Here is a 15,084-nt window from a genome sequence, read left to right as displayed (position 1 = left end):
CTGATGTAAGACTTTAACTCTAACTATCGAGAGATTTTTCGACGTTGGACTAATTCTAGAGATGTTCTCTTAATTACACCACTTCCTCTTTGGGAGTTGCGATCGTGCAATCAGAAGTCGGGTGAGCATTTGTTGTTATAAATTGGTAGACACCGAGACGATGGAACGTTCCTGTCCGACAAACAAGCTACGAGTAGTCTACTTTGAGCCATTGAGTTAGACTCTCTCCCAAGAGACCAACGGGTATAGTTGAGCTATCTTTCATAAGACTGGGTTTATATTTCGCTCGTGTTGCAACCTAAAATCAAGGTGAACTTGATGTTGATTATATTCAAGCAAACCTTGTTCAATCTCCCTTATTACAGAGGGTTAGATTGGCTGTGCGATCGTAATCACAACTTTGCCAACAGTCCGTTCGCTTTCACTGTAAGCGTGAGCAGCCGCGATCTCGGATAGGGGATAAGTGCGATCGATCACCGATCGAACTTTGCCTGCTTCAATTTGCTCTTTTAAATAGGACAAATCTGCACTGTTGGATTTGAGCAAAATCACTTTGTATTTCTGACCTGGCAACAGAGACGTAAAAAAACTCTGGAGAAAATTGCCAGGATACGGCTGTGTTGTGATGTATACACCCTGCGATCGCAAGACCGATTTGCAGTCGGACAAAGAACGGTTGCCAATCACATCAAATACAATGTCGTACTTCGCTGAGTCCTGAGTGAAATCTTGCTGAGTGTAGTCAATCACGCGGTCTGCGCCCAAACTCTGGACGAGATCTATATTTTTGTTGCCACAAACGCCTGTAACCTCCCCGGCTCCTAACACCTTGGCAATCTGAACAGCAAATGTGCCAACACCACCCGATGCCCCATTGATCAATACCTTCTGCCCGACTTCAAGCTGCCCTTGATCCCGTAGCGCTTGTAAAGCCGTCATTGCCGCCAGAGGAACCGCTGCCGCCTGCTCGTGAGTCGCATTAGACGGTTTCAGAGCCGCTACTTTTTCAGAAACTGCTGCATACTCAGCGTAGGCTCCTCCGGTTAGTTGATCTAGTCGAGCATAAATCAAATCTCCGGGCTTGAATTGAGTCACCTGACTACCCGTTTCAATCACCTCACCGGATACGTCAAACCCCAAGATCATTGGAAACTTGCTGCCCGTGAGAATTTTGAGTATTCCCTTTCGCATTTTCCATTCAACTGGATTGATACTGCTGGCATATACTTTAACCAGCAGTTGGTCGGGCTTAATCTGGGGTTGCTCTACGTCTGCAACCTGCAACACATCAGGTGCACCATAGCTATAGATAACGGCGGCTTTCATACTATTTCCAAGCTTGTTCTGAATGTTGCCCGTAGTGAGAATAGGCAGTTGCCCGTCCTTTCAACACCTTTCATCAGAATCTAGGACTCTTTCATACTGTTTGTATTTCTCCAAATGCAACTCTATCGATCGTTAGAGATAGCGCTGATTCATCCAATAGTCAAGTAGACCATTCAACCACTCATTCATCTTATGTATTCCTAAGCACAGCTTTTCTCGCTTTAACTCATCAACCAGTATCCTTCAAAAGTGAGATGAGAAGATATCTTTGGCTGCTTAGGATAAACACGTAAACTGTGAGCACATTCAGTATGGCAGCCAATCAGAACGCTTCTGCTAGCCGCAAAATTCGTTACGCCGTTGTTGGGTTAGGTTGGTTTGCTCAAGCCGCCGCGTTGCCCTCATTTGACCATGCCGAGAATTCTGAACTGGTCGCGATCGTCTCAGACGACCCCACAAAACGAGACGAGCTGGGTAAGCAATACAACATTCAACGAACTTACTCCTACGAGCAATATGAAGACTGTCTCAACAGTGGTGAAGTAGATGCCGTTTATATTGCCTTGCCAAATCATCTGCATCGTGAGTATACCGTGCGGGCTGCTAACGCAGGGGTTCATATCTTGTGCGAAAAGCCGATGGCAGTCACCGTAGATGAGTGTGAAGCGATGATTCAGGCTGCTAAGGACAATCACGTGAAGCTGATGATTGCTTACCGCCTGCATTTAGAAGAAGCCAACTTGCAGGCAGTAGAAACGGTGCGATCGGGCAAAATAGGCGAACCGCGCATCTTCAACTCGGTGTTTACTCAACAAACGGTAGCAGGCAACATTCGCCTTGAGAAAGATAAGGGTGGCGGCACTCTGGATGATGTTGGCGTTTACTGCATTAATGCCGTTCGCTATTTGTTCCAGGATGAGCCGATCGAGGTGTTTGCAACCAGCGCCAACAATGGTGAGGAACGCTTCAGCGAAGTTGATGAGATGACGAGTGCGATTCTGCGCTTTCCAGACGATCGACTGGCAGCGTTTACCGTTAGCTTTGGAGGTGGAAGGGTTGCTACCTATCAAGTTGTTGGCACAAAGGGTGATTTGCGGGTTGATTCGGCTTATGGCACTCAAGGCGAAATCAAGCATACTCTGACGATCGACGGTGAGAAGCAGGAGCGATCGTTTGCACCGCATGATCAGATTGCTGCTGAATTTGTCTATTTCTCCGACTGCATTTTGCAGAACAAAGAGCCAGAGCCGTCAGGTCAGGAAGGGCTGATTGATGTTCAAATTATTCGGGCGCTTTACCGTTCGATCGAGACAGGTAGTTTTGTGAAACTTGATACTCCCGATCGTCAGCAACGCCCCACTGCCGACCAGACGATCGAGCGTCCTCCTGTTCAAGAGCAGCCTGAGCTGGTTCATGCGGCTGACCCTTCTGGCAAGTCGTAATTTAATCAGCGATTTGAAGTAAAAATACAAACAAGGGAGTCAACGATCGTGAATAGTGTTCTAGCAGAATCGCTGATGACAAAAGTTCAGGGCGCGATCGGTAGCGTCTTGCCCGATACGGTTACGTCTGAGATGAGCCGCAAGCTGAATCAGCCAGGTTCAGCCAACAAGTAACGGACTAGAACAAGACATCGTTTCTTGAAAATCACTTATGCACATTCATCATCTCAACTGTGGCTGCATGTGTCCGATCGGTGGGTCACTTTTCGACGGCTTCAGCCGTAGCTTATTTTCTCACCTCGTCTGCCACTGCCTGCTGATCGAGACGAGCCAAGGGCTTGTTCTAGTTGATACTGGTTTCGGATTGTGTGATGTCCAGTCGCCTTATTCACGGCTCAGTCCGTTTTTTGTGAAGTTTAATAACATCCAGTTCGATCGCAAATATACGGCGATCGAACAGATTAAACAGCTTGGATTTTCCCCCAGCGACGTGCAACACATTGTGCTAACCCACCTCGATTTCGACCATGCAGGCGGTCTAGAAGATTTCCCGGAAGCAACCGTGCATGTGATGCAAACTGAAGTTGAGACAGCCCGCGATCGTCAGGGCTTCGTCGCGAGTCGGCGTTATCGCCCAAAGCAGTGGGATGAAGTCAAAAGCTGGAAATACTATGCGGCAGGAGGCGAACCCTGGTTTGGTTTTGAAGCAGTCCGCGACCTGGATGGATTGCCGCCAGAGATTCTGCTGATTCCACTAACGGGACACACGCACGGTCATGCAGGCGTTGCCATTCAAACACCAGAGGGTTGGCTGCTTCATGCAGGCGATGCTTATTTCTACCGACACGAGATGGATGCTTCAAATCGTCACTGCACACCGGGACTGCGTGCCTATCAGTGGATGATGGAGGTGGATCGTAAGGCCCGACTCCACAACCAAGATCGGCTCTATGCGCTCTCGATCGATCACCGCGATGTTCGCCTCTTTTGTAGTCATGATGCTGTTGAGTTCAAAACGTTTGCCGAGCAGGTTGATAGGTCTCAAGCCGAGCAGCTTATGCAGCAAAAAAGTTAAGACCCTCACCCCAGTAAGACGGGTTTTAATTTCGGCACTACTCATGGTCTTGCTCAATTCGCGCAACGCCCGTTTTAGGGTAGTAGTTCGCCAAAATCTGATGATGAGAATAGCCATGCTCTGCTAAATTTAGTGCCCCTAACTGGCTCATTCCCTTACCTTGAAACGCTTCTGCCACAATGTCATCAGACGCTGCATAGAGCGACTCGACAATGCCGCCGCGATAGCTCACAAACTCTCCTGCTGTCGCATCTACTGCTTGCTGAGTGCGATCGGCTTCCTTGGCAAGTCCGCTATAGACTTGGTAATATTCATCGGCACCCATTTGATAGAGCGAGTTTGCAGGTTTGAAATAATAGGTCAAGGCATACGATCGAGCCGCCACCGATTGAGCTTTAAGCGCATTCATGTGCCAACTTGGAGACACCTCACTCGCCACTACACTAGACAGATAGTGCCGCAAGTTGACATAGTTCACCACCCAGACTCGTCCCTTTTGAGCAGCCAGCAAAAACTTACCGCGATAAGGCTTGTCGCCTAAATACAGCACTCCTCCCTCCGCAGGTTCCACCCAAACCAAGGCTGGAAGTTGCCACGAACCTAAATCAAGTCCGCTGCCTCCCGCTTGCGCTGTATAGGCTTTTCCGGCTGATAGCTGGTGTAGAGAACGCCCCTTCTCATCGATTAAATCGGCACCTGCCGAAGAGCCGATCGTTGCACTGCTGACCCCGATCGCAATCCCTATCTGCATCTCAATAAATGAATCTACTGTCGCCGCAGATGCCGCAAACGCTGCCTTGGCTCGTTGATTAATGGCCGCTTGCTCTTTAGTAAACGTTGCCGGGTTCACAGGAATTGGACTCACAGCAATTGGTTTAGGTGAGGTCGAAGCCTTTGGTTTTGGAGATTTAGCAGCAGAGGGCAGTGGAACCGATGCCGTCGGTGAGGGTGCAGTAGTCGTTTGACTCGCCTGAGGTGCAGGTTGTTCTGGGTGCTGATTTAACGCCAGTCCTGCAAGTGGAATCAGTCCCAGGAGGGGCAACAATAACCAGGGACGTTGTTGAAACCACTTGAGAATCTGCTGTTGTGCCATAAGTTTACGTTCGGTTTGTTTGAAGAGTATATTCAGAATCCTGTGTAGCTGTAGCGACTCGCTGCGATCGAGTCCGCCAGGAAATTAATTTCCTGGCTCATAGCGAAAGTGTTCTGAAGAACACTGAATCAGGATTTCAGTCCATTGAAAGGGACTTCTGCTGTTAGCCCGGAAATTAATTTCCGGGTGGGCTTTTAAGTCAACAAGCACGACTGAATTTACAATCCCTTTTGTCAGTTAACCCGATCAGTCTTCTTTAATTCTAAGTTCGTCGATGTTCCAAAGCCCCCAACTGGGCAAACCAGAATATTTTAGACCTTGGACGCGATCGCGGGCCACCATCAATGCTGAGTCATTAACTAAATGGATCACAGGCAATTGTTCTTGCACAATTTTCTGAAACTGGGCATAAATCTTCTGGCGTTTTGCCTGATCGAGTTCTCTTGCGCCTTCAATGAACAAACGATCGATGTCTTTTTCCCAGTCGTTTGCCTCCCATCCTTGGATCGGTTGCTGTCCCGCCTGCTGTTTGAGATTAAACGAGTGAGAACCGCCACCACTCATCCAAAGGTTGGCCGCGCCGTGAGGTTCTACGCCTCCGGTAAACCCGATCATGTGGGCATCCCAATCTCGCGAAGTCGAAGTCTTGTCAATCAGCGTGTTGAAATTGATTGGGTTAAAGTCTAACTGAATGCCGATTTTGCTCAAGTCTTGTTTAATTTGAGCCCCGATCGCTTCTCTAACTTTATTGCCTGCATTCGTAATCAACGTAAACCGAACTCGATTGCCTTCCGAATCCAACAACTGTCCTTGAGTGTTGGGTTTAAATCCGGCACTTTTTAGTAACTCGCGCGATCGTGCCAGATTATAGTCATAAGTCTTTAAACCATCTTTAGGCGACAGAAAAAACGGACTTTGTACCGTAATCGGTGAGTTTTGAATCGTGCCCAATCCGCGAAAGATATTGTTGTTCATTTTGTCGCGATCGATGGCATACGCCACAGCTTGACGAAACGCTAAAGTGTTGAACCAGCGAGACTTAATCGGGTCTACGATCGGCTTCCCATTTTTAGCAGTTGCTTTATTGAGATTGAACGCCATGTAGAGCGTTCCTGACCACGCGCCCCCATTTTTCAGCTTAAAATTTCCTCGCTGCTCTTCCCGCTTCAGCAGCGAAAAATATTCTGGACGCAGCGGGCGCGCGTCTCCCATAACATCGAGATCGCCCGAACGAAATCGCAGCAATTGCGTATCGACATTCTCGATAAATTGCCAAATGATCCGATCGACATAAGGCAACCGATTTCCCTGAGCGTCTTTGCGCCAATAATAAGGATTGCGACGATAAACCAATCGCTGCCCACCGAGAAAGCTCTCAATCTGATACGCCCCATTCACGACCAGCGTTTTAGGATCGGTGTTGGTTCCCCAAGTCGAGAGAAACTGCGGATTGCCATCACTTGCGATCGTTCGCACCGACTCGCCGAGAACGTGCTTCGGCAAAATAACAATATTATCGGGTGCGCCAGAAAGGGCATTCAACAAAGGCGCAAATGGCTCCGGTAGCGTGAACTCAACGCGCAAGTCATCCAGCTTTTTCACCGTAGGAAACGCGCCTTGCAACCCAACTTTCAGGCTGTCCTTCCAATCGGTCGGAATCTTAGGGTTAAAAATCGTTTCAAACGTAAACACCACATCATCTGCGGTCAACGGCTGTCCGTCTGACCACTTCAACCCTTCGCGCAGCTTGAACACGATGCGCTTGCGATCTTCCGAAATCTGCCACGACTCCGCCAACGCTGGCTGAATCTTACCCGTCAGCCCGTCTGATTTTGTCAGCCCCTCAAAGCAAAACAGCGAAATATTGGGAAACTCTTGAATCAGCGCCGGGTTAAACGTCTTGGGATCAGTCAGCGTGCTGAGAACCAATTGAGGCACCTGAGCCGCTTGAGTTCTAAACAGATGAGGATTGCAGCCTGACAGCCCAAGCGACAGAACGATCGCCATTCCCAAGCTGACAAATCTGACAAACTCGCAGCGGACTTGCGACGTAAAGTTGAAGATCATGGGCAACGAAGGAATTAAGGGCGCAACTAGATGTTGATCTCAGATATCACGGATGATAGTCTGAGATCAATTTTGACAGACTACTCGTCCATCTGCTATCTAGCCGCCCCCACTTCATTAACGTGAGTTCGATAGAAGTGGTTCACTCCGATAATGAATTCGGGAAGCCCCCTAAATCCCCCAATTTTGGGGGACTTTGAACCAGAAATTTTGGCTTGAAGTCCCTCAAGTTGGGGGATTTAGGGGGCAGAAGCCGCTGAGAACGAAGCGAAAAAACTCGTCGAACTCACGTTTCATTAAGCCCGTTGAGCGCCCGGTTTACCATCCTCGACAACAAAAGATGCCACCGTGCTGATCGTGGCTTCGGGTTTGCGAATGGTGGAAACGACCCGATAATCACTTTGCCAATGCTTGCGATTTAGGTCACACCGGACATATCCTCGCAAAGCACCGTTAAAAAACTTGGTGTGAGGGTTGTTAGAGAGCGCCAGCGTGACGGGCTGAATAAACTGAGTCGGAAAGCCTGAAGAAATTGAGGTTGACACAAACTCTGTCCCGATCGTCCGCGACTCTGGTCGATTAAAGTCACGTTTGATATCGTGAACCCAACTAGAGTGAATGTCACCCGCCAGCACGATCGGATTAGAGGGTTGTTGCCGATCAAGAAACGCTAACACACGCTCACGGGCTGCCACATAGCCATCCCATTGATCGGTGTTAAACACTTGCATCTCTGGGCGCGGATCAAAGTCAAACTGCGAAAACATGACTTGTTGCGCGATGATGTTCCAACGGGCAGGCGATCGCTGCAATCCCTCAAACAACCAGCGCTCTTGGGTCTGCCCAGTCATCGTCGCGTTGGGATCAAGTGCCGCTTCACAAAGCGGTTTGAGTCCATCGTCGCAGGGCTGATTCGTGCGATATTGACGAGTGTCTAAAATATTAAACTGAGCCAGATCACCAAACTGCAATCGGCGATATAGGCGCAAATCAGAACCGTTAGGGAGCGATAAGCGACGCAGAGGCATGTGTTCATAATAAGCTTGATAAGCGGCAGCTCGTCGGGTCAGAAATTGGTCGATCGCGTCGTTGTTTTCAGAGATATTGCCCGCGTAGTTGTTTTCGACTTCGTGATCATCCCAAGTGACCGCCCAAGGAAATGCAGCATGAGCCGCCTGAAGGTTGGGATCTCCTTTGTAGAGTGCGTAACGGTTACGATAATCTGCAAGGCTGACAATTTCAGGACTGTTGTGCTGACGTGGGCCTCCGGGTTCGGGCCCATATTCATAAATATAGTCACCCACATGCACCACTAGGTCGAGATCTTCCTCTGCAACGTGCTTATAAGCGGTGTAGTAACCGTTTTGCCAGTCTTGACAGTTGACCAACGCAAAGCGCAAGCGATTTAGACGCTGATTCCTGGCGGGTGCTGTGCGAGTTCGACCGATCGGACTCATTTCATTGCCTGCTTTAAATCGATACCAATAATGACGACCCGGTTGCAGACCGCGCACATCTACATGAACGGAATGGGCAAACTCTGCGATCGCGAGTTCGGTTCCAGATTTTACGACTCGCTTCATGCCTTCGTCCGTAGCAATTTGCCATCGTACGGGCACACTATGATTTGGCATCCCACCTCCTTTGAGAGGATCGGGAGCAAGCCGCGTCCACAAGACGATGCCATCAGCGAGTGGATCACCGGAGGCAACTCCCAGCGTAAAGGGATACCCTGAAAATCGAGGTTGAGCAATGACTTGCTGCGGAAGTTGACTCGCGATCGCAATGCCTGTCAGAACACCAGCGCCCCGAAGCAGGTCACGTCGCTTCAAATCCGCCGATAATAGACGCGAGGAAGTGTACCAGTTCATAACTGTATAGGGTTATCTCAGTAGTTAAGAGAACCCTACCAATCCGTTATTAACGAGCAATCAAGGTTTTGTTAAGATTTTCTCAACCTTCAGAGAAAAGCTCTGGGTAATGCCTAATCTACGACTCGCAAGTCTTGAATATTCCACAAGGCACGGCCTAACTCAGGATAATTTACGCCCTCGACGCGATCGCGCACTGCCGCCATGACTCGCGCATTCATCAACGTAATCCAGGGCAAATTTTCATGAGCAATTTGCTGAATTTTGCCATAGATCACTTTGCGTTTGGTTTCGTCAAGCTCTTGTGCGCCTTCAATATACAAACGACCGATTTCTGCTTCCCAATCGGCGACGACTCGATTTTCGATCGGTTTTCCAGGCAGTGACGGCTGATTAAAGTTGTGGGATGACCCTTCGGGCGACCAAATATTAGACCCCGAATTTGGCTCTCTTGAGTTACCCATTGCCATTAAATAAGCATCCCAATCGATCGTGTTATCGAGCTTGTCGATCATCGTGTTGAAGTTGATCGGGGTCAAGTCAACCTGCATTCCAATTGCGCCTAAGTCTTGTTTGATCTGCGCGATCGAGGCTTCTCGCACCGTGTTTCCCGCATTGGTGATTAAGTTAAAGCGGACTCGATGCCCCTCTGCATCTGACAACTGACCGTTTGCGTCATATTTAAAGCCCGCTTCGGTCAGCAGTTGCTTAGATTTTTTAGGATCAAACCCATAAGCTTTCTCTGGTTGAGGCGGCTGATAATAGGGGCTTTGCTCCATAATGATCGATTCGACTAATGCACCCAAACCGCGATAGATGTTGTTGTTCATTTTGTCGCGATCGATGGCATAAGCCACTGCCTGTCTAAATTTGACGTTGTTAAACCATTTAGACTTGATCGGGTCAACGAGTGGTTTTCCTTTGCGCCGACCCTGGTTGAGGTTAAACGCCATAAACGTGGTGATCGGTCGCGGCCCTCCCATGTGCAGCGTAAACTTGCCGCGCTTTTCTTCTTGCTTAAGCAGCGTGAAATCTTCAGGTCGAATCGGCTCTGAGATATCCTGTCCGCCCGATCGAAATTGCAGCAATGCGGTGTTTTGATTTTCTACCACGCTCCAAACAATGCGCTCAATGTAAGGTTGAGCATTGCCTTGAGCGTCTTTGCGCCAATAGTGAGGATTGCGTCGAAAGATGACTCGCTGACTCGTCGCGTAGCCATCAAGCACATAGGGTCCATTGCAAATAATCTTTTTAGGGTCAGTTCCAGTGCCCCAGGTCGAGAGAAAAACTGGATTGCCGTCGCTGCCTTTGGTTTTGACCGCCTCTTGCAAAATGTGTTTAGGCAAAATTGCCAGTCCCAATACCCTTAAAAACGGGGCAAACGGCTCTGGAGTGGTGAATTCGATGCGACGATCGTCCACCTTCCGCACACTGGGAAAGACGCGATTTTTGCCAATCCGCAACACATCTTGAATATCGGTCGGAATGGCAGGATTGAGGAAAATATCTTGAAAGGTGAAGAGTACATCCTCCACCGTCAACGGCTCACCATCTGACCATTTCAGCCCCGGACGCAGCGTGAACTCGATGCGTTTTTTGTCTTCTGCGATCTTCCACGATTCTGCTAGGGCTGGCTCGACTGCTCCAGTTAACCCATTTTCAGTGATCAGCCCCTCATACATCAAGGTGGCGACGCTAGGGTCTTCATTGATCAGCGCATAGTTAAAGCTTTTCGGGTCGCTGAGAGTAAAATCAACCAGTTGAGGCACTTGGGCTGCCGAGGTTCGATAGAGTCTAGGGTTACAAGAACTGAGGACGATCGCTACCCCAACTGCCAGCAGACCCAACAGCCAATAACGCCGAAAATCTTTTGAGAAAACCGTAGAAACCATAGGGCAGTGTGCAGAAAGTTCAGAAGTCGCAGCAGCCCTACTATACCGGAGGAAAACTGCATCCTTAATCCTTTCTACACCCTAGACAGATTTTATGGAGGACAAATTAATTTGACGTGTCAAGCTTATGGCGCATTGCGAAGCGAATTGAGCCGTTCTCTCAAGGCGAGTCGAATCAGCGATTTGACCAAAAAAGTTCCGCAAACGCCAGCGACAATAAAGCTGACGACCGCGCCCCCCTGATAAGCGCCCACTAGCAGCACAACCCCTGACAGAACAGAAAATCCTGTCAAACAGGCGTAAATTAAAGACTTCACCGCTAAGTGTAGGGTTTTGAGGTGGCGATCGCTCTCTGACTGGACTCGAATCTGCAATTCTCCCTGTTCAAGTCGCGCTTCGAGTCGCTGAATCGCCAGGGCTGCTGAGTTGGGTTTGCGAATCTGATAGGTCAGAAAACTTTGTGCTTGCCGTGCCAACTCACCCAAGCCACTGCCGTGATTTTTAGGTGCTGTGATCACCAGACTCTTCACAAACGGTTTTGCGGCAATCAGCAAGTTATATTGCGGATCTAAATCACGCGCTACTCCATCCAGGGTAGTCAACGCCTTGATGATAAACGTCATCTTGGCAGGAAGTCGGAAAGGCTGCTTCTCAAACAGCGTATACAACTCATTGCGTAAGCTGTTGAACGCTTCGACTTCGACGGGTTTGTCAGTGAAGCGATCGATTAAAAACCCCAGCACTCGCCGCACCGGAGTCATATCTGACATCGGCTCAATCAAACCCATATCGATCAGGGTGTGGATCACTTCGTCGGTATCTTTTTTGAGGACTGCGAAGAAGGTTTTTACCATCTGATCGCGGTTGATTGGCATGACTTCTGCCATCATGCCGAAGTCGTAGAAGATCAGTCGTCCATCAATCGTGACTGCCATATTGCCAGGATGGGGATCTGCCTGAAAGAAGCCATCTTGCAGCAACTGCTTAAGATAAGCGCAAATTCCTAGATGGTTGATGTCTTTTGGATCGATGCCGATCGCTTCTAAACTCTCACGATCGTTAACTTTGATTCCGGGCACATATTCCATTGTCAGCACGCGTTTTGTGGTGTAGCGCGGATAAATCTTGGGCACCACAATTCGCGGATGATCGGCAAAGTTATGACGGAAGCGATCGGCATTCATCGCTTCTTGAACGTAGTCAACTTCTTTATAGAGAATTTCAGCAAACTCTTGATAAATCGCCTCCAGATCGTATTGTCTCGCGATCGCAGAATAGCGAGTACTCAGCCGAACAACGCGATCAAGAACCTTCAGATCCAAGTCAAACAACTGGTCGAGTCCAGGACGCTGCACTTTAACGACGACTTCTTCGCCTGTGTGTAGCTTGGCGCGATGAACTTGCCCTAAACTTGCTGCGGCTAGAGGCACGCGATCGAACTCCCGATAAAGCGTGTGAAGGGGGCAATTTAGTTCAGATTCAATGATGGCGATCGCCTGGTCAGCGCTAAATTCTGGGACGCGATCTTGAAGCTGTGAGAGTGCTTTGACATATTCGATCGGCAGCAAATCTGCGCGAGTCGAGAGCGCCTGCCCAATCTTAATAAAAGTCGGGCCCAAATTGAGCAATGTGCCCACGAGCCACTGAGCGCGGCGATCGCGACGGGCTGAAGAACGCTCTGCAATGCGACTGTCCCACCACAGATAAAAGCCAAACTTAGCCGCCGACAGCGAAACATCCACTTGACGCGCTAGTGGAGAATCGGTTTGCTGTTGCCAGCGCAGAGGTTTGGGTGAGATGGTTTGTAACATAGCTTCAAGTTATTATACTCAGTCTTCCCGCCTGAATCTAGAAAGCTTCAATATCCTCGCTGACTACAAATTCCAAATGATTGAATCCGAACAGAAATTCTGATTAGAATTATGAATTTCAGAAGTTGCGTACGGGCATGGCACTGCCGTGCCCAGTGTCTTTGCAAGTAACCGACATGATTCAATTCACAATCTTTATTAAGCAATTTCAAGATTCTGCGGCAGCGTCACCGTAAAGCGAGTTTCGAGAGACTGAGTGGCATCGGTAGGCAAACTAGATGCTGCGATCGTGCCATTCAAGTGCTGCACTAAATTCTTCACGAGCGCGAGTCCTAATCCGGTTCCGGGCACCGCATTTTGGGTTACGCCCTGGCATCGGCGAAACTTCTCAAAAATGTAGGGCAGTTCTTCTTCTGAGATGCCATCCCCACCGTTGCAGATCGCGATCGCAATTTGCTGCCCGCTTTGCTGCGAGACCTTAACTGAAACAGTGCTGTTGGGATCTGAATATTTTCCGGCGTTGGTCAACAGCTCTAACAGAATGCGGTTTAGACTTGCCAGATCAGTATTGAGCGCGGGCGATCGCGGCGGTAGTTCAATTTCTAAAGTTAGCCCTTTTAGTGCCCAACGCTGATCAAAAGATTGACTTAGGTCTGTGATCACTTGTTTCAGATCAACTTTCTGAAGCTGAATCGCGACTTGCTTGCTCTCTAGCTCTTGCAGCGCCAGCAAATCGTTGATCAGGCTGGTTTCTTGAGCGCACTGCTGCTCCAAGATATTGAGATATTGCTCGCGACGATCGGGCGGCAAATCTGCCTCGCGCAACATCCGAATCGCCAGCATCATGCTAGTCAGCGGTGTTCGCAGTTCGTGGCTTAGGGTGCTGAGAAACTCATCCATGCGCTGATTCATTTCCCGCAGTTTTTCAATCTGTCTGCGGGTGATCTCATACAGCTTTGCCTGAAGTTCTAAGCTTTGTTGCAGTTGAGCCGTGCGCTCTTCGACCAGCGATTCGACTTGGCGCAGCGTCTCAGTTTGAATGATGGCAGAACTGATTTGAGCGCCTACCAATTCTGCAAACTCAATCTCGTTAGGTTGCCAGACGCGAGGTTGATCGTGCTGAAGAGTGATGAATCCTAAAAGTTTATTTTTGCTCTCTAGAGGCACCATCAAAAGCGACGGCATCCGTTCAGGTGCAAATAAAGGTGCGATTCCAGCGGCTTCTGTCGTGGCTGGAAAATCGTCTCGATCGCTTAGCGCAGTCGGCTCGGCATAACTGACAGCAGATTGGCACACGACACACTCTGACACCCAGAAAGACTGACTTAAAAGAGTCTCGCTGGTTAGACTAGAGCTTTGAGGTTGCGCGATCTCTGGTTGCCACTGGCATTCCACAGTCACTCTGGCTTTGGGAATGCCATCTAAAGAGCGCGAATTGTGTCGAGGATCCCAATATCTCAAGCGCAGCACCGATCCCTGAGCAATTTGAAGGGCTTGAGCCGTACCATCAATTGCCAGCTTGAGAATTTGAGGCAAATCCACTGAGTTTTGGATAGCCATCGTCAACTCTTGAATCAATGATTGATATTGAGCCTGCTTGAGAACTTGTTGCTGGAGCAGAATTTGAGAAACGGTAACAGCGACTTGATCAGAAATCGTGGCTAGAGTTGTCGCTTCTAACTTCGTCCAAGAATGGGAATGGGATCGCATGAGACTAATCGCTCCGTTGACTTGACCTTGAAATCGAGTGACATTCGACAAAACAGATCCGATCGAACACGATCGCCACTCAGGAATCAGATCACGGGTCTGTAATTCTGAAATAATTAGGCTGCCTGCGTCTAACGTTGCCGCTTCAAGGGTTGAATAAGTTGCCAAAATTCCAGCTTGCTGATTGGCAGTCAAATCGTCGCCAAACCAACTAGCGACGTGGTGTTGAGTCGAGTGCCGGGTGCAGATCGAAATCACACAGCCGTCTGCTCTAAATTCTTCTCCTAAAATTGCAGCAAGCTTAGACAAAATAACCTCTGGTTGAGCATTTGCAACCACTACCTGAGTCATCTTGTGCCACAGGAGCGCTTCTGAGATCTGCTGAGTGGGTTGGGTAGGACTTTGATCCACGAAAGCACTTTCACCTGAACGGTTAGAGAGTGAAAATTTGCACTTGGATGTGACGGGAAGGCACTCTTCTCTAGGATCGGCAGAGTTGATGGCTCGCCCAGCTAATTCTTGCGGCTTTGTGTGAACCCGCGAAACTCTTGCTTGCATCCTGCGATCGTGCCCATAATTGCTTAACTTAGGCGGGGTTTGTTCTTGCTAGCTATTGGCTCGACAATCATCGTCAGCTATCAGGTTAACGTGCTGAAAATCATCCAGTATCCGTAATTCCCTCACGATCTCTCTGTACTATTCTCAAAATCTCCAGAGTTGCACTGAGGATGTGAAGCAGACACAGCGAGAGACTCGTCTAACCTTAAGACTGAAACTGTTCTCTCTTTTTAGGGTTG

At 48.9% G+C, this 15,084-nt stretch carries 10 protein-coding genes; 3 read left to right on the top strand and 7 right to left on the bottom strand.

Features of this window, described 5'->3' with window-relative positions; translation table 11 throughout:
* Positions 1–369 precede the first annotated feature (369 nt).
* Complete coding sequence (locus C7B65_RS19435) at positions 370–1,326, bottom strand: NAD(P)-dependent alcohol dehydrogenase (protein ID WP_073074094.1); 957 nt, start codon at positions 1,324–1,326, stop codon at positions 370–372.
* 311 nt (positions 1,327–1,637) lie between these two features.
* Between C7B65_RS19435 and C7B65_RS19430 the strand changes: the two genes are divergently transcribed.
* The 3 genes from C7B65_RS19430 to C7B65_RS19425 are packed head-to-tail and all read left to right on the top strand — an operon-like array spanning position 1,638 to position 3,843.
* Complete coding sequence (locus C7B65_RS19430; RefSeq protein WP_073074095.1) at positions 1,638–2,768, top strand: Gfo/Idh/MocA family protein; 1,131 nt, start codon at positions 1,638–1,640, stop codon at positions 2,766–2,768.
* 48 nt (positions 2,769–2,816) lie between these two features.
* Positions 2,817–2,942 (top strand): hypothetical protein, encoded by a 126-nt coding sequence (locus C7B65_RS29340; RefSeq protein ID WP_262983558.1) that lies wholly within the window; start codon positions 2,817–2,819, stop codon positions 2,940–2,942.
* Positions 2,943–2,979: 37 nt separating this feature from the next.
* Positions 2,980–3,843, top strand: coding sequence for an MBL fold metallo-hydrolase (locus C7B65_RS19425; protein ID WP_073074096.1), 864 nt, complete (start codon positions 2,980–2,982; stop codon positions 3,841–3,843).
* A 37-nt stretch (positions 3,844–3,880) separates the two neighbouring features.
* Here C7B65_RS19425 and C7B65_RS19420 read toward each other — a convergent pair whose 3' ends face one another.
* From C7B65_RS19420 to C7B65_RS19395, 6 genes are all read right to left on the bottom strand, one after another.
* Positions 3,881–4,936 (bottom strand): SpoIID/LytB domain-containing protein, encoded by a 1,056-nt coding sequence (locus C7B65_RS19420; RefSeq protein ID WP_073074097.1) that lies wholly within the window; start codon positions 4,934–4,936, stop codon positions 3,881–3,883.
* 246 nt (positions 4,937–5,182) lie between these two features.
* Entirely contained in the window at positions 5,183–7,003 is a 1,821-nt protein-coding gene (locus tag C7B65_RS19415) for an ABC transporter substrate-binding protein (protein ID WP_073074098.1), read from the bottom strand.
* A 296-nt stretch (positions 7,004–7,299) separates the two neighbouring features.
* The gene (locus C7B65_RS19410; RefSeq protein ID WP_073074099.1) at positions 7,300–8,874 is read right to left on the bottom strand and encodes an alkaline phosphatase D family protein; all 1,575 of its coding nucleotides are present in this window, start codon (positions 8,872–8,874) and stop codon (positions 7,300–7,302) included.
* A gap of 113 nt (positions 8,875–8,987) precedes the next feature.
* Positions 8,988–10,766: an ABC transporter substrate-binding protein gene (locus C7B65_RS19405; RefSeq protein WP_073074100.1), complete on the bottom strand. Its 1,779-nt coding sequence runs from the start codon at positions 10,764–10,766 to the stop codon at positions 8,988–8,990.
* A 125-nt stretch (positions 10,767–10,891) separates the two neighbouring features.
* A complete protein-coding gene (locus tag C7B65_RS19400; RefSeq protein WP_073074101.1) occupies positions 10,892–12,577 on the bottom strand; it encodes an ABC1 kinase family protein in 1,686 nt (561 codons plus the stop codon).
* A 198-nt stretch (positions 12,578–12,775) separates the two neighbouring features.
* Positions 12,776–14,698 (bottom strand): GAF domain-containing sensor histidine kinase, encoded by a 1,923-nt coding sequence (locus C7B65_RS19395; protein ID WP_181314446.1) that lies wholly within the window; start codon positions 14,696–14,698, stop codon positions 12,776–12,778.
* Positions 14,699–15,084 lie beyond the last annotated feature (386 nt).

The sequence above is a fragment of the Phormidesmis priestleyi ULC007 genome (assembly GCF_003003695.1).
Classification (GTDB): Bacteria; Cyanobacteriota; Cyanobacteriia; order Leptolyngbyales; family Leptolyngbyaceae; genus Phormidesmis_A; species Phormidesmis_A priestleyi_A.
The sequence above is the reverse complement of the archived record's forward strand: the minus strand, read 5'-3'. Positions and strand labels throughout refer to the sequence as shown.

Bases quoted from the DNA above. Each gene is read 5' to 3' on its own strand.
- C7B65_RS19435 (WP_073074094.1), bottom strand. From the start codon at position 1,326: ATGAAAGCCGCCGTTATCTATAGCTATGGTGCACCTGATGTGTTGCAG.
- C7B65_RS19430 (WP_073074095.1), top strand. From the start codon at position 1,638: ATGGCAGCCAATCAGAACGCTTCTGCTAGCCGCAAAATTCGTTACGCC.
- C7B65_RS19425 (WP_073074096.1), top strand. From the start codon at position 2,980: ATGCACATTCATCATCTCAACTGTGGCTGCATGTGTCCGATCGGTGGG.
- C7B65_RS19420 (WP_073074097.1), bottom strand. From the start codon at position 4,936: ATGGCACAACAGCAGATTCTCAAGTGGTTTCAACAACGTCCCTGGTTA.
- C7B65_RS19415 (WP_073074098.1), bottom strand. From the start codon at position 7,003: ATGATCTTCAACTTTACGTCGCAAGTCCGCTGCGAGTTTGTCAGATTT.
- C7B65_RS19410 (WP_073074099.1), bottom strand. From the start codon at position 8,874: ATGAACTGGTACACTTCCTCGCGTCTATTATCGGCGGATTTGAAGCGA.
- C7B65_RS19405 (WP_073074100.1), bottom strand. From the start codon at position 10,766: ATGGTTTCTACGGTTTTCTCAAAAGATTTTCGGCGTTATTGGCTGTTG.
- C7B65_RS19400 (WP_073074101.1), bottom strand. From the start codon at position 12,577: ATGTTACAAACCATCTCACCCAAACCTCTGCGCTGGCAACAGCAAACC.